The sequence below is a fragment of the Planctomyces sp. SH-PL62 genome (assembly GCF_001610895.1).
GTDB lineage: Bacteria > Planctomycetota > Planctomycetia > Isosphaerales > Isosphaeraceae > Paludisphaera.
Window position 1 is genome coordinate 104,091 of record NZ_CP011273.1, and the last position, 17,986, is coordinate 122,076.

The window sequence follows — 17,986 nt, forward strand, 5'->3', positions numbered from 1 at the left end:
CGCCGAGGGGCCCCCCGGCGGTCGTCCGCTCCGGTCTTCGTTTCAGACTTCAAGCTCCTGGGCCACCAGGTCGTCGAGCGTCTCGCGGCGGCGGACCAGCTTGGCCTGGTCGCCGTCGACGAGGACCTCGGCGGCGCGGGGGCGGGTGTTGTAGTTGGAGGCCATGACCATGCCGTAGGCGCCGGCCGAGAACGTCGCCAGGAGGTCGCCGCGGTCGAGGGGCGGCAGCGACCGGTCCTTGGCGAAGAAGTCGCCGCTCTCGCAGATCGGGCCGACGACGTCCCGGGGCTCGGCTCCGGGGATCTCGGCCTCGTAGTCGGTCGGGGGCGCGGGGAACCCTTCGGGCACCACGACCGGCCAGATCCGGTGGAACGACTCGTAAAGCGCCGGCCGGATCAGGTCGTTCATGGCGGCGTCCTGGATCAGGAACCGCTTGTCGCCCGACTGCTTGGTATATAACACACGGCTGACCAGCACGCCGGCGTTGCCGGCGATCACCCGCCCCGGCTCGATCGCCAGGCGGCACTTCGCGGCCTTGATCCCCGGCAGGATGGCCGCGGCGAACTCGCGGATCGGCCGGGCTTCCGACCCCTTGTAGGCGATCCCGTAGCCCCCCCCCATGTTGTACCAGGCGATCGGGTGGCCCATCGCCCGCAGCCTCTCGATCAGCTCCACCCCCTTACCGACCGCCTTCGCGTAGGGGTCGACCGAGGTGATCTGAGAGCCGATGTGCATGTGCATGCCGATCATCGACAGGCTCGGGATATCCTTTACGGTCCCCGCGATCCGCATCGCCCGATCGATATCCAAACCGAACTTGGATTCCTTCTGCCCCGTCGACGTGTACCGATGGGTCTTCGGGTCCACGTCCGGGTTCACCCGCAGCGCGATCGGCGCGACCCGCCCCATCGACGCCGCCACCCGGGCGATCGACTCCAGCTCGGCCTCGCTCTCGACGTTGAACATCAGCACGCCGGCCTCGATCGCCTGGGCGATCTCCGGGTCGCTCTTGCCCACCCCCGCGAACACCGTCTTGCCGGGGTCGCCCCCCGCCTTGACCACCCGGAACAGCTCGCCGCCGGAGACCACGTCGAACCCGCTGCCGTGCCCGTTCAGGAGCTTCAGCACGCCGAGGTTCGAGTTCGCCTTCACCGAGTAGCAGACCAGCGGGTCGACCTCGGCGTAGGCCTCCTGCAACGACTTGAGCGCGTCGACGATCGCCCCCGCGCTATAAATGTACAGCGGCGTCCCGTACTCCTCCGCCAGCCTGGCGACCGGGACGGCTTCGCAATAGAGCTGATTTTCGCAGTACTGGAAGGCTTCCATGGGGCTTCGATCTTCAATAAGGGTGGGGAAGGTCGGGCGAGGACCGCCCGGTTCGTCGTCTGACTTGGGATCGCTCGACGTCGGCCTTCCTCGCCTTCTCCCCTTGTTGAAGGAGAAGGGGCGACCGACCTGCGGCCTACAGTTCCAGCTTCGTCTTCCACCGACCGAGCTGCGTCGCCACCTGGTCCGGGGCGGTCGAGCCGTAGGACTTGAACGCTCGGATCGCCGCCTCGACGCCCAGTAGGCCGCGGGCGTCGGGGCCGAGCTTGGGGGAGGCTTCGGCGAGGTCGGCGTCGGAAAGGTCGGCCAGGCGTTTCAGGCCCTGGCGCTCGCAGAGGCCGACGAGGCGGCCGATGACCTCGTGGGCGGTGCGCTGGGGGACGCCCTGGAGGATCAGGTGCTCCATCAGGGTCGTCGCGTCCAGGTAGCCTTCGTCGAGCCGTTCGCCGATCCGTTCGGGGCGGAGGTTCGCCCCCGAGACCACCACGGCGGCCAGCTCGACGCAGGCCTCGACGGTGTCGAAGGCGTCGAACAGGGGGAGCTTGTCTTCCTGGAGGTCGCGGTTGTAGGCCAGCGGCAGGCCCTTGATGAGGACCAGCAAGGTCGTCAGCGAGCCGACGACGCGGGCCGAGCGGCCCCGGATCAGCTCCAGGACGTCCGGGTTCTTCTTCTGTGGCATGATGCTGGAGCCGGTGCAGATCGCGTCCGGCAGCGCCAGGAAGCCGAACTCCTGGGTGCTCCAGAGGATCCATTCCTCGGCCCAGCCGGCCAGGTGCTCGGCGATCAGGGTCAGGGCGAAGACCGCCTCGATGGCGAAGTCGCGGTCGCTGGAGACGTCCAGGCTGTTCGCCGCGACCCCCTCGAAGCCCAGTTCGCGGGCCGTGAAGTCGCGGTCGATGGGGATGCTCGTCCCGGCCAGCGCCGCCGCGCCCAACGGCAGGACGTTCAACCGCTTGCGGCAGTCCGCCAGGCGGCCGCGGTCGCGTTCGAGCTTCTCGACGAAGGCCAGGAAGTAGTGCGGGGCCAGGACCGGCTGCGCCCGCTGCATGTGGGTGTAGCCGGGGAGGATCAGCCCTTCGTGCCGAACGGCTGACTCGACGAACGCCCGCTGGAGGTGGACCAGACCGGAATCGAGGCGGTCGATGGCGTCGCGGGTCCAGAGCTTGACGTCGGTCGAGACCTGATCGTTGCGGCTGCGGCCGGTGTGGAGCTTGCGGCCGAGGTCCCCCAGCTTCTCGGTGAGGGCGGCCTCGATGTGCATGTGGACGTCTTCCCGCTCCAGGACGAACGGGAACCGGCCTTCCTCGATCTCGGTCTGGATCTCGGAGAGGCCCTTGACGATGGCCTCGCACTCCGGGGCCGTCAGCAGGCCGACGTGGGCCAGCATCCGGGCGTGCGCCTGCGAGCCCAGGACGTCGTGACGGAAGAGCCGGCGGTCGAACGAGATCGACTCCGTGAACTCCTCCACCCGCCTGTCCGTCCCGGCCTCGAACCGCCCGCCCCAGGGCTTGCTCGCCACGTCCCGCCCCCTTCGTCTGGTCGCGATGGTTCGTCCCGGCGCCTGCGCGCCGATTCAGCAATCCGAGCCCAAGTATAGGCAGCCGCCCCCAGGGATTCAATCGCCCCCACTCCTTGACGCGACCTCGACGCGAAGGGTTCGACGCGTCGTCGGGCTCGCGCGAGGGATTCGGCCTGGCGGGACGACATCGTGCGCGCATTGCAGACAGAGTCCTTACTCGGCGGTCAGGTTTTCGCGCCTGTTGCATTTTGCGCGACTCGCTGACTCGCTCGGCCGCCGGTCGCTTTCGACTCAAAGAGTCGTCGCCAGGAGGATGATGCTGTTTCGGCGGGTGTCTGACATATGTAGAGTGAAGGTTGCCGCTCTGGATGGCCGACATTCTCCGCGCCGCCGCTGAATCACGGGAGGCCGATCATGCTCGGGCCGGAATCAAGGTTCTCGATCAGGGGGATGCTCCTGGCTCTGGCCGTGACCGCCCTGCTCTTCGCGGCGTTGCGGAGCGGGGACGAGGTCCGCATGGTCTGGGAGGTGATCGGCGGCTGCTTGGGGATCGTCGCCTACTTGAGATATCGCGACCTGCTGGCCTGGCGGGCGTCGCAAGGGCTGGAGACCGGCCGAGGTCGGAAGGCGCGGGAGGCGTTCAAGGCGGTCGGGGTTGCGGTTCTGGTGGTGGGGCTGGCGGACTTCGCCTTCCTGGTGGGCTTCATCGTTTCGGATGGAATTAGGGGCCCGATCGTATTACCCGTCGCGATGGGCCTGATTCTCGCGATGCTGGTCGCGAGGTCGATGCGGAGCCACTTCTGGCTTCCGGGGGCGACGCGCTGGCGACGCCTGAGGATCTACCTGAAGCTCTGGCCGGTCGCCTGGATGTTGGTGGCGGTGATCGTGTCGACTGTGCTGGCGGTGATATTGCCGTTATTTCAGGCAGCTCATTCGGTACGTTGAGCTCGGACGCTCGCATCGCCTGGCCCGGTGCGGAGGCCGGCCGCCCTCGTCACGATGGACGCTGTGCATATCCCGGGTCCCGGAAGTGGGAAAGACGCCATGGGCGGCCCGCCGTCCGCGCCCGGCCGCGGGAACCGCGATTCCGAGACCGCGCGCCAGGCTCAGGCCACGGATTCGTCAGGAGCCCGTTCGGCGACGAGTCGCGCCCGTCGATTCAGGACGCGGTACTCCGGCAGGCTCGCCCGGAAGAAGGCGGCGGCGGACTGGTGGTTGAAGGGGGCGTGCAGGGCGTCGTCGGGGATCCAGACGCCCCCGACGAACGCCTTGTGACGAAGCAGGAAGCCGTCGCGAAGCTCGACGGCCCCGCGGTAGAACGACCAGTCCTCGCTGGCTTCGGACTGAGGGGTCTGCACGATCAGACGTTCCGGCGTGAACGTCAGCGCGACTTCCCGGCCCGCGACCCCATACTTGAGGTACAACCTCCGCAGCCGCCGTCGGAAGCCATAGAGGAACACCCAAAGGAGCCACGCCGACATGATCGTCAGGTAAAGTGCGATCATGACGCTCGCCCCCTCCCCCTCCCCTTCGCGCTTCGGGCCCGCGAATTCGGCGATGAACAGCCCGATCCCCGCCAGCAGCATCAGGTGCAACCCGACGAAGCCGACGAGCTTCAGGAGCGGCGACCCGTAGCCGGGGAACCGCGTCATCCACCAGGCGCGGCAGCCGGCGAGGAACGCCTCCTCCGTGAACCGATAGGAGGCCGTCCCGACCACCCGCGCGGGATCGGGGACGAACGGCGAGTCGAGGACGGCCATCGGCGGATTACTCCCGGGGCCTGACGGAGCGAGCGATCGTGCGGTAATTCGCGACCTTCGATCGCAGGAACGCCGCGACGGTTCGGGCGTCGAGGGGCGCGAGGACTCCCCGCTTCGGGAGCCAGATCCCCAGCCCCGGCGGGTAGAGCAGCACGAAGCCGTCGCGCAGCTCGACGGCCCCCGTGAAGAGGTCCCAGGCGGTCCGCGCGTCCGACTTCTCGGTGTGGCTCAGCAAGCGATCCGTCGTGAGCGTCAGGTCCACCCGCAGGCCCGCGAGGGGGGAGTCGCGGAATCGCTTCCGCATCCGTCGCCCACGGCCGTAGAGCAAACGGTCGAGGAGCCAGCCCCCCGCGAGCACCAGCACCAGGCCCATGATCGCCGATCCCGCCGATCCCGGCCGCCCGCGGAAGTCCGTGCCGAGCCAGAGCAGCACGATCAGCAGGCCGAAAAGGAGCAGCACGTGGCCGAGAATCAGCAGCGGGAGTCGGATGATCCAGCCGTCGAAGGACTGCCCGTTCGCGATCAGCACGGCGCGCTTGGCGGCCGTGAACTCGACCTCGTTGAACCAGTACGAGACCCGCCCCACGACTTCCGGCGTCGACTCGACTTGAGGGTCCGCTTCGTCCATGTCCCGAGCCGCCCCCTCAGGTCGCTTCTCCGGATTCGAGACGATCCGGCCCACGTCGGCATGATTGGATCACGCCGGGGGGCCGCCCGCAAGGGAGCCCCCCGACCAATCGCGACGCCGTCGGCTCACTTGCAGCCGTCGGGCGACTGGGCGAACATGGCGGCCATCCGCTCTTTCATCTGCTCGGGAGCCACGTCCTCGATGTGGGTGGCGACCGACCAGTGGTGGCCGAACGGGTCGACGAGCTTGCCGTAGCGGTCGCCCCAGAACATGTTCTCCGGCGACATCACCGCGGTTGCACCCGCCGCGACGGCCTGCGCGAACGTCGCGTCGACGTCCGGGACCATCAGGTGGATCACCACGCTCGCCCCCTTCGCCGACGGCGCGACCGACCCGTGCTCGGGGAACTCGTCGGCCAGCATGACCACCGAGTCGCCCAGCGTCAGCTCGGCGTGGCCGACCCGCTCCACCCCGTCCGGCCCCGGCCACGGCAGCCGAGACCGCTCCTCCGCCCCGAAAGCCTTCTTGTAGAACTCGATCGCCTCCCCAGCGCCCTTCACCACCAGATGCGGCGTGATCGTCCGGAACCCGTTCGGCTTCGCATCGGCCATACGTCGACCTCCCGTTAGGCGTTCGTAACGTTCTCGTGTTCACGCGAACACGAGGATTCAACCCGGATATCGACTTTCTGTCAACGTCTGTACAGTGGTTTCGGGCGGAATTCTCGTTTTCCACATGTCCGCATGGGAGGCGGGCGTCAGCGACGGGATCGCGCGGGATCGTCCCCGGCCTCGCGGGCGATCGTGGGGGACGGGGCGATCGGGTCGTCGTTGAGGGTCGCCCACGCGGTGACGGGGAGACCCCGGGCGTCTCGGCCCAGGAGCTTGACGACGAGGGGGATGGACGGCGGGACGTCACCGAGGCGGATCGGCCGGGAGTCGAGCGTCGCGTCGGCGGGGATCTCGACGCCGCCGAGGGCTTCGGCGAGGTCGTCGGCGACGAGCCGGCCGGGGAGGGTCGGCGAACGTCGGGGATCGGCGGGGGGCGTGAGCGGTTCCCAGCCGAGCGCCAGGAGCTTGACGACGCCTCCCCCCTGCTCTCGGGCCGAGACGCGGAGCATGACGTCGCCGTTCGCGGCCGTGTAGGTTCGGGCGCTCATCGCCAGGCGAGAGGAGCGGGGGAGGCGGACGGCCGTCACCTGGAGCCTCGCGGCGTCGGGCCCCTCGACGCGCACCTCGACGGCCTTCGCGCCGCCGCCGTCGATGATCGCGTAATGCGGGCTGGTCCCGGCCGCCTCCCAGACGTCGGGCTCGCCGTCGATTTCCACGCGGGTCGGCCGAGGTCCCGCCGGCAGCCAGGGGCCGTCGCTCCCCCCCGTGCGGAAGCCCGTGAAGGCTGGCGAGGGGGACCCGTCGGCCTCCAGGTAAAGCTCGGTCGTCCAGTCTCGAAAGAGGTCCTCGAAGGCCCGGCCGGTCGCCGCTTCCAGGCTCGCCGCGCCCCGCAGGCCCGATCCGGCCAGGGTCGGCAGCAGGTCGGGGCCGTAGCGGTCGGCGCACCATCGGAGGAACAGGTAGGTGCTCCCCCGGTTGCCGTGGCTCCGGAACAGGTCGGCCGCGTAATAGTCGTCCACCACCAGCCGATATCGCTCGGGACGAGACAGGAACGCGCTGACGCGGTGATCCAGGTTGGATCGCGTGAACCCGTGCAGGTCTTCGCAGAGGTGCGCCAGGGCCTCGTCGAGCCAGCCTTCCTCCTCGATCGCCGTCCCGGCGTCGGCCCCGCGATGGAGACATTTTCTCGTGAACACGACGGCGTGCGTATATTCATGCGCCATGACGGTGCGGAGGTGCGGCCCGGCGCGGAGGTCCGTGCTCAGGTACATCATGTCGCACCGGTTGCCGAACGGCGCGGGGTAGCCCGGATCGAGATCCGTGACGCGGACGTAGCCGTCGACGGCGTGGCGGCCTCCCCCCAGGCGGGCGAGCCAGCTTGAGAAGAAGACGGTGAAGCGGCCGTCGCCGTCGGCGTCGTCGGCCAGGCCGATCGTCCGGGCCGCGACCGGGCGGACGTGGGCGTCGAAGGTGTCGACCACGTCGGCGAGCGTCTCGGCGTCGACCCGCTCCACGTCCTCCTCGGCGACGTACACCTGCACCCGCTCGCCGATCGCCCGCAGCGTCCCCCGGACCTTCTGGTAGTTGCTCGCCCCGCCGACGTCCCCCTCGCGGACCATGACGTGGAAGTCGCGATGAGGCTCCGGCGGCAAGAGCGGCGCGGCGACGTCCGCCGGGGGTCGGGGGGGCGTCAGCGCGGGCTCCCGGATCGGGCTTTCCGGGGCGCGTTCCGGGGGCCGGGCGCGGTCGACGCCCCGCGCCGAGAGCCGGACGGAGAACGGGCCCGGCTCCGGCGCCAACGAGGAGACGACGACCAGGAGGTCGCCCCCTGCTTCGCCGTCGTTCGGGGCGTCGAACGTCGCGAAGCCGTCGCGCACGGCGATCGGGACGGGCTCGCGGGGCCGCCAGTCGACTGGGGGGAGTGGGGACGAGATCCGGGACGACGGCGGGGGCGACGAGGCCGACGATCGGGCGTCGCCCCAGGGGGCGAGGCCCGCCCCAGAGGCCGAGAGCCCGAGCGCCAGCAGCGCCGCGGCCGAGGCCCGCAGGGCCCGAAATCGGGAGCGATCCGTCATCCCAAGCCCTTCCCCGCCTGGACCTTGCCGACGCGACTTGGGCGGTTCCCCCGCCTTGCCGATCGGCCGTGACAGGCTTTCGATCGGTCGCGCCGGCCGTGCGGCTTGAACGGATCGCGTCGGGGTTTGTGGTTCCCGGACCCTCGCCGCGACTTGAGTTTTTTCGGCCGTTCGCCGGGGCATCGGCGGGCCGTCGGCTTTGCGGATCAAGTCGGTCGTCGCGGTCGGCCGATAACGGGGAGGAGACGATGATCGAACCGTTCCCGGACAGGAAAGGCCCGGCCCACATGGACCCGCGCACGCCCCGACGCCCGTTCAAGCTCGCGACGGCCGCCGTCGCGCTCGGCCTCGCCGGGGCCGCCGCCTGTTCCGGCTGCGCCCGCGACCGCTTCTACACCGCGACCCCCGAATCCGGCGGCGTCGGCCGCGTCGTCCGACGCCCCGCCCTGGAAACCCCCGCCGTCAAGCCCCTCTTCGTCGGCGGCTACGCCGGCGCCGACTACAGCCGCGGTTCCCGGCCCACCCCCCTCCGCAGCCGGCCGATGGAGGTCGAATAAGCCTCATCCAAGCGATTCCCGATTTTTCGTCGACGGCCCGCCCCGCCTCGCTAAGATGAACACTTCCGAGTCGCCAGCATGCAGCGAGGCGTTCGGGAGGAGGCTTCATGGCCGGTCGACGGGCCCTCATCATTGGGTCGCAATGCAACGCTCTCGGCAGGCTGAGCTTCCTGCCCGACGTCGCCCAGCGACTTCACTCCCTCATGACCGATGGCCCCGGCGCGTGCGCGGGCGTCCCCCTGGAAGGCCGACCGGCCGGGCTCCTGCTCGACCCGAGCGTCGCCGAGACCAAAGATGCGATCGACGGCGCGATTCGGGCCGCGGCGGAAGCGGGCGAGTCGCTGATCCTCGCCTACGTGGGCCACGGCGACTTCCAGAACAGCCACTTCTTCCTGATGCCGACTGACGCTCAGAAGGCGACGAGCAAGAGCGCTGTGCATCTCGCGAAGTGCATCGGCGAGTGCCTGGAGGAGTACCCAGGCTTCCGCGGCCTGACGGTCCTGGTCGACGCCTGCCACGCCGGGATGGGCGTCGAGCAGGCGATGGCGTCCTGGGCCGAGTTCGTGAAGGGGCTAAGCGGCTTCGAACTCTTGACCGCGACCGACGACCAGGAGACGGCCAACGCACCCCTCTTCCGGACGCTGACCGAGATCCTCGAACGGGGTGATCCCGAGGCCGGCGACCGCGTCACCTCCCGCGACGTGCACCGGCGTCTGCGGGCCGCCTACCATCCCGCGCAGCGGGCGGCCTTCAACGCCGACGTCGACCTGGGCCGCAACCCCGCCAAGGACCCCGGCGACGTCTTCTGGCAGGACAGCCCGGGACGCCCCCAGATCCTCCAGCGGACCTGGTACTTCCAGCCCACGGCGGACCTCGGCCGGCTGGTCGCAGCGAGCCAGGCCGAGCCGATCGTCGTCCTGGCCGGCGCGGCGGGCTCGGGCAAGTCGACGCTCGCCTCGGCCCTGACGCGGCCCGAACTGGCGACCGGCCTCGTCCCCGAGGGCTTCGTCCAGGCGATCGGCGTCCTGCTGGCCCAGACGACCGAGGTCGGCCTCGCCCGCGACCTGGAGACGCAACTGAAGCGATCCGTCCCCGGCTTCGCGGACGCCGTCCAGGCGTTCCAGCTCGCCGTCCCAGACGACGAACGGAAGCGGCTCGACCACCTCAGCCTGAAAGTGCTCCGCCCGCTCGCCTACCTGCCGGAATCGTCGGTCGTGCGGATCATCCTCGACGGATTCGACCAGCTCTCGCAACCGATGCGCGACCTGATGGAGCGGACGCTCGCGGAGTCGCCTCCTGCGCTCCGGCTGATCGTCACGGCGCATCCCGAGACGCCGGGCTGCCCGCCGGGGCGTCGCCTTGCGCTGGAGCCGACGGACGCATCGGCGCTGGACGCCTACCTGAAGGCCCGCGACATCCCGGCCGCGGCGCGCTCGGCGATCCTCGGCAGGGCCGGAGGCCAGTGGCTGGTCGCGACCCTCCTGGCCGACGCCGTAATTGCGGAGCCCGGAATCGACCTCGCCCACCTGCCCGGCACCGTCGCCGAGGCCTACGCGAAGCGTCTGGAGCAGACGACCGGTGGATCCTCCAGCGAATGGCGGGACCGCTTCGGCCCCATCCTCGCCGCCTTGGCCGTCGCCGGCTCGGGCCCGATCCTCCCCCTCCCCCTCCTCGTCCACGCCTCCGCGACCCTCGAAGGCCCTTCCGACGAGGATTCCGTCCGCGCCGCGCTCGACGCCCTCGGCGGCCTCGTGGTCCGCGGCGAGTCCGGCGCGCCGACCGAACACGTCGGCCTCTTCCACGCCACCCTGCCCGAATACCTGCTCAGCGTCCCGGCGGCCGATTCGGGCTTCGAGATCGACGCCCCCGCCGCCCATCGTGCGATGATCCAGGCCATCGACGTCCTCGCCCCCAGCACCAAGCGTCTCCTCGACGACCCGTTGCACCGCTATGCCTTCCTACGCGAGGTCCACCACCACTGGATGGTTGAGGACCACGCGCGAGCCTACAACTGCCTGTACCAGCGGGAATCGAACATTCCCCGAGCCAACCTCCTTCGGTGGGAAGAGTGGGTTTCTCCATTCGGCCAGCGATCTGACACAGACGATCCACGGACCCTTCGATTTAGGTCGCAAGTTGCCTTCTGGACGGGGGAGTGCGGTGACGCGCGGGGTGCGTTGGCGGCGTATGCGGCGTTGCTGCCCGACCGGGAGCGGGCGCTGGGCCGCGACCACCCCGACGTGCTGACGACCCGCGGCAACCTCGCCGCCTGGACGGGGGAGTGCGGTGACGCGCGGGGTGCGTTGGCGGCGTATGCGGCGTTGTTGCCGGACCAGGAGCGTGCGCTGGGCCCGGACCACCCCGACACTCTCGCTACACTCGGTATTCTGGGCCTCTACGCGGCCCTGGTCGGCGATCGGCCTCAGAGCTGCCGGTGGCTGCGCGAGGGATTGTCTCGCGCGGAAAAACGATTCGAGCCCGATTATCCGCTGATCAAGGACTTGCGGAACTTGATGGAGCAAGTCGGATGCGGCTCGCCCTGACAGACGGTCATTCCAGGGCTTCGATGATCGCCTTTCCCACGGCGAGCCGTCCCAGGTAAGTCTCGGGCCGGTGGGGATTGCCGCCGGGTTCCTGGAAGTGGAAGGAATTGAGGCGGGAGCCTTCGGGGACGGTCTGACCGAAGAGGGGGTGCAGGTCGGGGTCGGCGGCGACGACGTCTTCGAGGTTGGCGTGGTTGAGCCAGGTCTGGACGAGGGGCGGGAAGGACGCGCGCGGGTCGAGGCGTTCGGTGACGATGGTGCGGAGGCCGAGGGGGGAGCCGAGGGTGACGAGGAGCGGCAGCGGGCTCGTCAGGCGGTGGGCGCATTCGTAGGCGACCACGGAGCCGAGGGAGTGGCCGATGAGGATCACCGCGTCGTCCATCTGGTCGAGCACGGTCTGCCGGATCGCGTTGCGGAGGTCCGGCTCGGTGAGGTAGCGAGTGACCTGATTCAGGGTCGTCAACAAGGTTCGCTCGACGATGTACATGCCCGGACGGGCGATCCAGGGGCTGCGAGCGAGGGCCTTGAGGATCGTCCGCGCCACGTTGCCGGTCCCCTGGGCACCCGCGCCTTCGGGGTCGCGGACCATTGCGAGGGTCCGGGCGGCCTGAACGGCTGACGCGCTCTCGCTCGGGGCGCGCTCGGCCACGCGTTCCAGCCACTCGGTCATCAGGGACTCGGCCAGGCTCGCCTGGTCTGCGGTCAGGTCGTCGAGGTCGTCATGGGCCCCTTGCACGTCCGGGGCGCGGAACCGGTCGCCGTAGTAGGCGACGTGGACTTCGATATGGGCCGGGTCGCTCGTCGGGAGTTGGAGCCGGTCGGCCAGGTCCCCCCGGCCCGCGAGCCGGACGCCCCCGGCCAGCGCCGGGACCCAGCCGGCCCGGATGCCGTCGGCCGTCTCGCGTTGGTTGTCGATCCCGTGGACCAGGACGATTCGCGTCATGGATGGGTCTCCTCGATGGGTGATCGCACGGAAACGAGGATACCCGAGAAGCCGGCCCGGTGTTGACGGGGCGGTCGGAATCGGGGAAAGATACGGCGTGGAGCCCGGTGAAGGGAGATTCCGCCGACGCGGCGGTGCATCCGGGTTGGGGGCCTTTAGGGGAGGCGGTCAGGGACGACCGCCCAACGGAAGCTCTATGTCTGAAGAGACCATCCAGTACGTCGACGGCGAGATCGAAGGCGTCGAGATCCGCTATTTGAAGACCTTCAGCGACAAGCGCGGGTGGCTGATCGAGGTCTTCCGCCATGACGAGCTGGCCCAGGATCGCTGGCCGGTCATGACCTACATCTCCTCGACCCTGCCGGGCGTGGCGCGCGGGCCGCACGAGCATGTCGACCAGACCGACGGCTTTGCGTTCATCGGTCCTTCGGATTTCAAGCTCTACCTGTGGGACACCCGCAAGGAGAGCCCGACCTTCGGCCGTCGCTTCGTCGAGGTTCTGGGCGAATCCCGCCCGGCCGCCGTGTGGATCCCCCCCGGCGTCGTCCACGCCTATCGCAACGTCGGCGACAATCCCGGGCTGGTCCTGAACGCGCCCAACCGCCTCTACGCCGGCGAGGGGAAGAAGGAGCCGATCGACGAGATCCGCCACGAAGACGCCGATCCGCCGCGATTCATCATGGACTGAGCGGGCGAATCGTGCGATTCGAAACGTCGACGGCGGGCGAGGGACGATCTGCGTCCCTCGCCCGCCGTGTTGCGTTCGCTTCGCGTCCGGCCCGATCGATCAGGGCTTGGCGACGCCGATGACGCCGACGGCGAGCCGGCCGCCGGCGTCGCCTGAGGGCTGGCTCTTGAGGTCGTCGGCCTTGGCGTGGACCACCAGGCCGCGGCCGATGATCGAGGCCGGGCCGTGGAACTTCAGGTGGGCGTCTTCCAGGTCGATGGTCGCCTTGCCGTTCTCATCGGCCGTGACGTTGCCGAGGTCGCCGACGTGCCGCATCGGGGCTTCGCGGTCGGCGTGCTGCTCCTGGGTCGGGTTGAAGTGGCCGCCGGAGGCCATGCCGTCCTCGGACCACGCGCCGAACTCGTGGACGTGGAAGCCGTGCTTGCCGGGCGTGAGGCCGGTGATGACCCCCTCGACCTTGATCTTGCCGCCGTGCTCGGTGAAGGTGATGTGGCCCTGCACCTTGCTGTCCTTGGTCGGGACCATGGTGGCCACGGCCTTGGTGATCGGCGCGGCGGCGGCGTGCGCCTTGTCGTCCGCGTGCTGGCCGAGGGCCGAGGAGCCCATCCCGATCAGGCCGCAGAGCGCCAGGGCCGCGGCGCTTCGATGGATCGTCATCGTCTTCGTTCTCCTTGGTGTTCGGTTCGGTCGCGTCGATGTCGGTGCGGGGCCGAGCCTCGCGTCGGCCGTCGCTTCCCCAGAGGATCGAAGGTAGCCTGCGAACCGGCGGGTCTCAAGGGGCCGCCCTCGGGGGAACCCCTGGTTATGCCAGCAAAGCGCGGGCCCAACCCGTGGCCGATCCGGGGGATTTCGCCGGCCGCGTCCTTGTTTCGGCCGTGGGGCCGGGGGATCATGGGTCGACTATCCCGCCCGCGACCGTCGTGGAACCCGCCCCATGCCGACGCCCGACGCTTCCGCCCCCACTTCCACCCCGACCGACGCCCTGATCCTGGTCCGGCTGCTACTCGCCGGGACGAAGGGGGCGAAGGCCGCGGATCTCCGCAAGGACCTGGAGCCGATCCTGGGCCGACGCTGGCCGGGGAGCGAGCTGGCCTCGGTGATCGACCGGGCCCTGATCAAGCTGGCCGCCGACGGCCTGGCCGTCCAGCAGCCGGGACGGACGAAACGAGCCCCTGCGACGTTCCTCGCGACCGACGACGGCCGCCGCGACGCGCTGGCGTTCCTGGGGGTCGCGGAACTCCCCGCGAAGCCCAAGCCGACGTGGGCGAGCCTCAAGAAGTCGCTCCTGATCGCCAGGGCGCTCGGCCTGGACGCTCTCGCCCCGGTCGCCAAGGACGACGCCCTCCGCGCCGTGCTGCTGGACCGTCAGGCGGGGCTGGGCCTGGGGGGGGCGCCCACGCTCAAGCAGGCCAAGGAGGCCTGGACCCGCAAGCACCTGGGGATGGGTCCCAGGGAAAAGGTCACGCTGGAGACGGTGCAAGCGGCCCTCTTCCGGCGCGCCCTGGCGGGCGCGCCGACCTCGCCGGTCCCCGCCAAGGGGACGCTCGACCTGTTCCTGGCCGAACGCCTGGGCGCTCCCGGCAAGCCGTTCAAGAGCCTCCGCGACGAGATCGTCCGCCGCTGGGCCGAAGGGATCCCCGGCCTCGTTTCGGAGCCGCCGAACGGGGCCGAGGCCGAAGTCGCCACCCCCTCCCCCGCCCTCGACCTGGGCGCGTTCGCGAGGCGTGTCCGCGAGGCCGTGAGGGGCTGTCGGACGGGACGCCACGGCGAGGACAAGGTGTTCGTCGTCCACGTCTGGCGGGCGCTCCAGCACGATCCCTCGTTCCGCGGCGGCGACTTCGCGCTGTTCAAGAAGCGGCTGGCCGAGGCCAACAACGCGAGGCTCCTCAGCCTTTCGCGGGCCGATCTGGTCCAGGCGATGAACCCCGAGGACGTGCTGCTTTCGGAGGTCCCTTACATGAATACGTGCTTCCACTTCGTCCGCGACGAGCCGGGCCGGGGGGCGGCGTCATGACCGCCGAAGCGAACGCCGCGCGCGTCGCCGCCTTCTGCTCGTCGGCCGCGGCCGATCCGTTCCACGCCGTCGCCACGGCCTCGGACGTCTGGCGGCCCGACCCGTACGACGTGGAGTCGATCCACGGCCGCGTCCGGGCCTGGTTCGACCGCGCCGTCGAGCGGGCGCGGGACGTCTCGGGGCCGTCGTCGGGCCGCCTGCTCCTGTTGCTGGGGGAGTCCGGGAGCGGCAAGACGCACCTGATGCGCGCCTTCCGGAGCAAGGTCCACGGCGCGGGCCGGGGGTATTGCGCCTACATGCAGATGACGTCGTACACCGGCGACTATCCCCGCTATGCGCTGAACAACGTCATCGAGTCGCTCGACCGCCCGTACTGCGAAGGCGCCTCGCCCGAATCCGGCCTGCGCAGGCTCTCCGACGGCCTCGTCGCGATGCTGGGCGAGGACCGTCGCGAGGGAGTCGAGCGGCTCCGCGAGGGGGGGCTCGACCAGGCCGCGATCGACGCGGTCGTCGCCGAAACGGCCGACGCCCTGATTCGCGACGAGCGCCTGGCGCGAGTGGACGTTTATCTGATCCAGGCCCTCCTCTATCTCCAGGCCGGCGACCCGGCGATCCACGCCCGGCTCCTGAAATACCTCCGCTGCGAGGACCTCAACGCGCGCGACCGCCGCTACCTGGGGGACGTCGACCCCAACACTTACGCCGACGCCTGCTCGCGGATGACCGCGCGGCTGGGCGGGCTGATCCACGCGGTCGAGGGCGCCCCGCTGGTGATCTGCGTGGACCAGCTCGAGGACGTGTTCGACCTGGAGCAGGCGTCGGCGAAGTTCCGACGGGCGATGGCCACGCTCTGCGACCTGCTCAGCCGCGTCCGCTCGGCGATCGTCGTCGTCTCGTGCCTGGAGAACTTCTACGACGAGCTGAAGCCGATGCTCACGCGGTCGACCCGCGACCGCGTCGAGAACGACCCCCGCCCGGCCGTGCTGGAGACCCCCTGCGGGCCGGAAGAGGTCCGGGCGCTGATCGCGCGACGGATCGAACACTTATTCAAGTCGGCGGGCGTCGATCCCGACCCGATGGATCCGATCGCGCCGATCCCCGAGGCGCTGGCGACGGCCCTGGTCGGCCTCCGCGCCCGCGACGTCTTGCAGGAGTGCCAGGCGTATCGCGAGCGGTGCGTCGAGGAAGGGAAGATGGCCGCGCACCCTCCTGAGAGCGGCCCCGCGCCCGCCGTCGCCGCTCCGAAGGGGGACGACGAGGCGAGGCGGGCCGTGGACGAGATCGAGCAGGCGTGGAGCGACTTCCGATCCGCCCAGGCCGAGCCCGCGCCGGTCGAGGAGCCCGAGCTTGCCGAGGCGCTGGCGCGAGGGCTCCGGGACGCCAGCGAGGAGGACGGGGGCGGCGAGGCCCGCGTCCGGGTCGACGGCCGGTTCGTGACGTTCGACGGCCCCCGCGCCCGCTTCGTCGCCTCGGTCTGCAACCGGCCGCCGCAAGGGGGCGCGCTCAGTCGGGAGATCGAGGAGCTGGACGCTTTCGCCGCCGCGGAGGGCCTGCGGGCCGTCGCGGTCCGGTCGGCGGCGTTCCCCCCCAGCAAGACCTCGAAGACGGCGAAGGTCCTCGCCGACTTCGACGCCGGCGGCGGCCTCCGCGTCGTCGTCGAGGACTCCGACTGGCGAGCCTTCGCCGCCTTCGCCGCCTTCCGAGACCGTCGCGGCGGCGAGCCCGCCTTCGAAGCCTGGCGCAGGCGCACCCGCCCCTTGACCGGCCTGAAGTCGCTGCGGACGATACTGCATCAGGACGCGCCGCCTCCCGCTCGACGGGCAGGCGGGACGCCGGACGACGCGACCCCACCTTGAGAAGAGAACCAGGCGAACTCCCATGCCAAGCCGCACCGACCTGTTCGACGCCCCCCTCCCCCGTCGCGGCGTCCTCGGGGCGCTGGCGGCGGTCGTCCTGGGAGCTTCCCGGACCTTCGCCGGCGCACCCGAGCCGGAGCGGCCGTGGCAGCTCTCCACGTTCTCGGCCGACGTCACGCCGCTGGTCGGCCACCCCTGCATGGGGGGCGGCATCGAGCCGGTCAAGTCGGTCGCCGACCCGCTGGAGGCCATCGGCTTCGTGCTTCGCGGCGGCACGCTGGAGAAGCCCGTGGTCGTGGTCTCGGTCGACTGGTGCGAGATCCGCAACGAGGCCTACGACCGCTGGCGCGAGGCGATCGCCGAGGCCGCCGGGACCGACCCGCACCACGTCCTGCTCTCGGCCGTCCACCAGCACGACGCCCCGATCGCCGACCTGGCGGCCGAGCGGCTGCTGGAGGAGAACGGCTGCGCCGGGAGGATCTGCAACCTCTCGTTCCACGACCTGATCGTCGAGCGGGTGGCGCGGGCCGTCGCGAAGTCCGTGAAGAAGGCCCCCCGGCGGGTCACGCACGTCGGCGTCGGCCGCGCGAAGGCCGAGCGCCTGGGATCGAGCCGACGCTACGTCCGCCCCGACGGGACCGTCGTCCACGACCGGACGAGCGCGTCGAGGAATCCCGAGGCGAAGGCGGCCGACGAGGGGTCGATCGACCCGTTCGTCACGGTCGTCAGCTTCTGGGACGGCGAGGAGCCGATCGTCGCCCTGAACCATTACGCCATCCACCCGATGAGCTACTACGGCAAGGGGGAGGTCTCCGCCGACTTCGTCGGCATGGCCCGCCGCGCCCGCGCGAAGGCGCTGCCGGGGGTCGTCCAGATCTACGCCTCGGGCTGCGGCGGCGACGTGACGGCGGGCAAGTACAACGACGGCGACCACGCGCGACGCCCCGAACTGGCCGCCCGCCTCGAAGACGCGATGGCCCGCGCCTGGGAGGCCACCCGCCGCGAGCCCCTGGAACGCGCCTCGCTCCGGATCGAGCCCTTGAAGTTCACCCCCCGCGAGGACGCCGGATTCACGGAGGCCGAACTGAAGGCGCGTCTGCTCGATCATACGAAGCCGTTCGGCCAGTGCCTCGCCGCGATGGCCCTGAGCTGGCGCGAGCGGGTCGCCGCCGGCCGGCCGATCGACCTCCCCGCGCTCGACCTCGGCCCCGTCGTCCTGGTCCTGCTCCCCGGCGAGACGTACGTGGCCTATCAGCTTCTGGCCCAGAAGCTCCGCCCCGACAAGGTCGTCGTCGCCATCGCCTACGGCGACGCCGCCACCGGCTACATCCCCACCGCCGACCGCATCGCCGAGCACGACGCCAACCTCCGCGACTGGTGCTGGGTCGACCCCGGCGCCGAGGCCGTGCTCACGAAGGGGCTGGAGGCGGTGCTGAAAGCTGAACGCTGAGGGTTCGTTTCGAGTC

At 70.4% G+C, this 17,986-nt stretch carries 15 protein-coding genes; 7 read left to right on the top strand and 8 right to left on the bottom strand.

Features of this window, described 5'->3' with window-relative positions; genetic code table 11:
* Positions 1 to 42: 42 nt before the first annotated feature.
* Positions 43 to 1,326: a diaminopimelate decarboxylase gene (gene lysA / locus VT85_RS00405; protein ID WP_068409164.1), complete on the bottom strand. Its 1,284-nt coding sequence runs from the start codon at positions 1,324 to 1,326 to the stop codon at positions 43 to 45.
* 136 nt (positions 1,327 to 1,462) lie between these two features.
* On the bottom strand, positions 1,463 to 2,845 hold the full coding sequence (gene argH / locus VT85_RS00410) for an argininosuccinate lyase (RefSeq protein ID WP_068409166.1): 1,383 nt from the start codon (positions 2,843 to 2,845) through the stop codon (positions 1,463 to 1,465).
* A 414-nt stretch (positions 2,846 to 3,259) separates the two neighbouring features.
* Between argH and VT85_RS00415 the strand changes: the two genes are divergently transcribed.
* On the top strand, positions 3,260 to 3,790 hold the full coding sequence (locus VT85_RS00415) for a hypothetical protein (protein ID WP_197491013.1): 531 nt from the start codon (positions 3,260 to 3,262) through the stop codon (positions 3,788 to 3,790).
* Between the two features lie 161 nt (positions 3,791 to 3,951).
* Here the strand turns inward: VT85_RS00415 and VT85_RS00420 are convergent, their stop codons facing one another.
* The 4 genes from VT85_RS00420 to VT85_RS00435 all read right to left on the bottom strand — a co-directional run bounded on the left by VT85_RS00420 (position 3,952) and on the right by VT85_RS00435 (position 7,919).
* A complete protein-coding gene (locus tag VT85_RS00420) occupies positions 3,952 to 4,605 on the bottom strand; it encodes a hypothetical protein (protein ID WP_068409170.1) in 654 nt (217 codons plus the stop codon).
* 7 nt (positions 4,606 to 4,612) lie between these two features.
* Positions 4,613 to 5,233, bottom strand: a complete 621-nt coding sequence (locus VT85_RS00425) for a YcxB family protein (protein WP_068409174.1) — start codon at positions 5,231 to 5,233, stop codon at positions 4,613 to 4,615.
* A 125-nt stretch (positions 5,234 to 5,358) separates the two neighbouring features.
* Positions 5,359 to 5,844, bottom strand: coding sequence for a VOC family protein (locus VT85_RS00430; RefSeq protein ID WP_068409176.1), 486 nt, complete (start codon positions 5,842 to 5,844; stop codon positions 5,359 to 5,361).
* A 146-nt stretch (positions 5,845 to 5,990) separates the two neighbouring features.
* Positions 5,991 to 7,919, bottom strand: coding sequence for a hypothetical protein (locus VT85_RS00435; protein ID WP_156512589.1), 1,929 nt, complete (start codon positions 7,917 to 7,919; stop codon positions 5,991 to 5,993).
* Between the two features lie 248 nt (positions 7,920 to 8,167).
* Between VT85_RS00435 and VT85_RS00440 the strand changes: the two genes are divergently transcribed.
* Both VT85_RS00440 and VT85_RS00445 read left to right on the top strand, forming a co-directional pair.
* On the top strand, positions 8,168 to 8,476 hold the full coding sequence (locus tag VT85_RS00440; RefSeq protein WP_068409179.1) for a hypothetical protein: 309 nt from the start codon (positions 8,168 to 8,170) through the stop codon (positions 8,474 to 8,476).
* A 107-nt stretch (positions 8,477 to 8,583) separates the two neighbouring features.
* On the top strand, positions 8,584 to 11,019 hold the full coding sequence (locus VT85_RS00445; RefSeq protein ID WP_068409181.1) for an ATP-binding protein: 2,436 nt from the start codon (positions 8,584 to 8,586) through the stop codon (positions 11,017 to 11,019).
* A gap of 7 nt (positions 11,020 to 11,026) precedes the next feature.
* Here VT85_RS00445 and VT85_RS00450 read toward each other — a convergent pair whose 3' ends face one another.
* Positions 11,027 to 11,962, bottom strand: a complete 936-nt coding sequence (locus VT85_RS00450) for a hypothetical protein (RefSeq protein ID WP_068409185.1) — start codon at positions 11,960 to 11,962, stop codon at positions 11,027 to 11,029.
* A gap of 196 nt (positions 11,963 to 12,158) precedes the next feature.
* Here VT85_RS00450 and VT85_RS00455 point away from each other — a divergent pair, with 196 nt between their 5' ends.
* Complete coding sequence (locus tag VT85_RS00455) at positions 12,159 to 12,650, top strand: dTDP-4-dehydrorhamnose 3,5-epimerase family protein (RefSeq protein WP_068409190.1); 492 nt, start codon at positions 12,159 to 12,161, stop codon at positions 12,648 to 12,650.
* 99 nt (positions 12,651 to 12,749) lie between these two features.
* Here the strand turns inward: VT85_RS00455 and VT85_RS00460 are convergent, their stop codons facing one another.
* Positions 12,750 to 13,307, bottom strand: coding sequence for a superoxide dismutase family protein (locus VT85_RS00460; protein WP_068409196.1), 558 nt, complete (start codon positions 13,305 to 13,307; stop codon positions 12,750 to 12,752).
* A 277-nt stretch (positions 13,308 to 13,584) separates the two neighbouring features.
* Here VT85_RS00460 and VT85_RS28130 point away from each other — a divergent pair, with 277 nt between their 5' ends.
* The 3 genes from VT85_RS28130 to VT85_RS00475 are packed head-to-tail and all read left to right on the top strand — an operon-like array spanning position 13,585 to position 17,970.
* Complete coding sequence (locus VT85_RS28130) at positions 13,585 to 14,664, top strand: hypothetical protein (RefSeq protein ID WP_068409199.1); 1,080 nt, start codon at positions 13,585 to 13,587, stop codon at positions 14,662 to 14,664.
* Positions 14,661 to 16,520, top strand: coding sequence for an AAA family ATPase (locus tag VT85_RS28135; protein ID WP_068409201.1), 1,860 nt, complete (start codon positions 14,661 to 14,663; stop codon positions 16,518 to 16,520). The genes VT85_RS28130 and VT85_RS28135 overlap by 4 nt, the downstream gene beginning before the upstream one ends.
* A 22-nt stretch (positions 16,521 to 16,542) precedes the next feature.
* On the top strand, positions 16,543 to 17,970 hold the full coding sequence (locus tag VT85_RS00475; protein WP_068409204.1) for a hypothetical protein: 1,428 nt from the start codon (positions 16,543 to 16,545) through the stop codon (positions 17,968 to 17,970).
* The last annotated feature ends 16 nt before the right edge of the window (positions 17,971 to 17,986 follow it).

What these genes read in the sequence shown, in the direction of transcription:
- lysA (WP_068409164.1), bottom strand. Translation starts at nt 1,326, where the DNA reads ATGGAAGCCTTCCAGTACTGCGAAAATCAGCTCTATTGCGAAGCCGTC.
- VT85_RS00415 (WP_197491013.1), top strand. Translation starts at nt 3,260, where the DNA reads ATGCTCGGGCCGGAATCAAGGTTCTCGATCAGGGGGATGCTCCTGGCT.
- VT85_RS00420 (WP_068409170.1), bottom strand. Translation starts at nt 4,605, where the DNA reads ATGGCCGTCCTCGACTCGCCGTTCGTCCCCGATCCCGCGCGGGTGGTC.
- VT85_RS00425 (WP_068409174.1), bottom strand. Translation starts at nt 5,233, where the DNA reads ATGGACGAAGCGGACCCTCAAGTCGAGTCGACGCCGGAAGTCGTGGGG.
- VT85_RS00430 (WP_068409176.1), bottom strand. Translation starts at nt 5,844, where the DNA reads ATGGCCGATGCGAAGCCGAACGGGTTCCGGACGATCACGCCGCATCTG.
- VT85_RS00435 (WP_156512589.1), bottom strand. Translation starts at nt 7,919, where the DNA reads ATGACGGATCGCTCCCGATTTCGGGCCCTGCGGGCCTCGGCCGCGGCG.
- VT85_RS00440 (WP_068409179.1), top strand. Translation starts at nt 8,168, where the DNA reads ATGATCGAACCGTTCCCGGACAGGAAAGGCCCGGCCCACATGGACCCG.
- VT85_RS00445 (WP_068409181.1), top strand. Translation starts at nt 8,584, where the DNA reads ATGGCCGGTCGACGGGCCCTCATCATTGGGTCGCAATGCAACGCTCTC.
- VT85_RS00450 (WP_068409185.1), bottom strand. Translation starts at nt 11,962, where the DNA reads ATGACGCGAATCGTCCTGGTCCACGGGATCGACAACCAACGCGAGACG.
- VT85_RS00455 (WP_068409190.1), top strand. Translation starts at nt 12,159, where the DNA reads ATGTCTGAAGAGACCATCCAGTACGTCGACGGCGAGATCGAAGGCGTC.
- VT85_RS00460 (WP_068409196.1), bottom strand. Translation starts at nt 13,307, where the DNA reads ATGACGATCCATCGAAGCGCCGCGGCCCTGGCGCTCTGCGGCCTGATC.
- VT85_RS28130 (WP_068409199.1), top strand. Translation starts at nt 13,585, where the DNA reads ATGCCGACGCCCGACGCTTCCGCCCCCACTTCCACCCCGACCGACGCC.
- VT85_RS28135 (WP_068409201.1), top strand. Translation starts at nt 14,661, where the DNA reads ATGACCGCCGAAGCGAACGCCGCGCGCGTCGCCGCCTTCTGCTCGTCG.
- VT85_RS00475 (WP_068409204.1), top strand. Translation starts at nt 16,543, where the DNA reads ATGCCAAGCCGCACCGACCTGTTCGACGCCCCCCTCCCCCGTCGCGGC.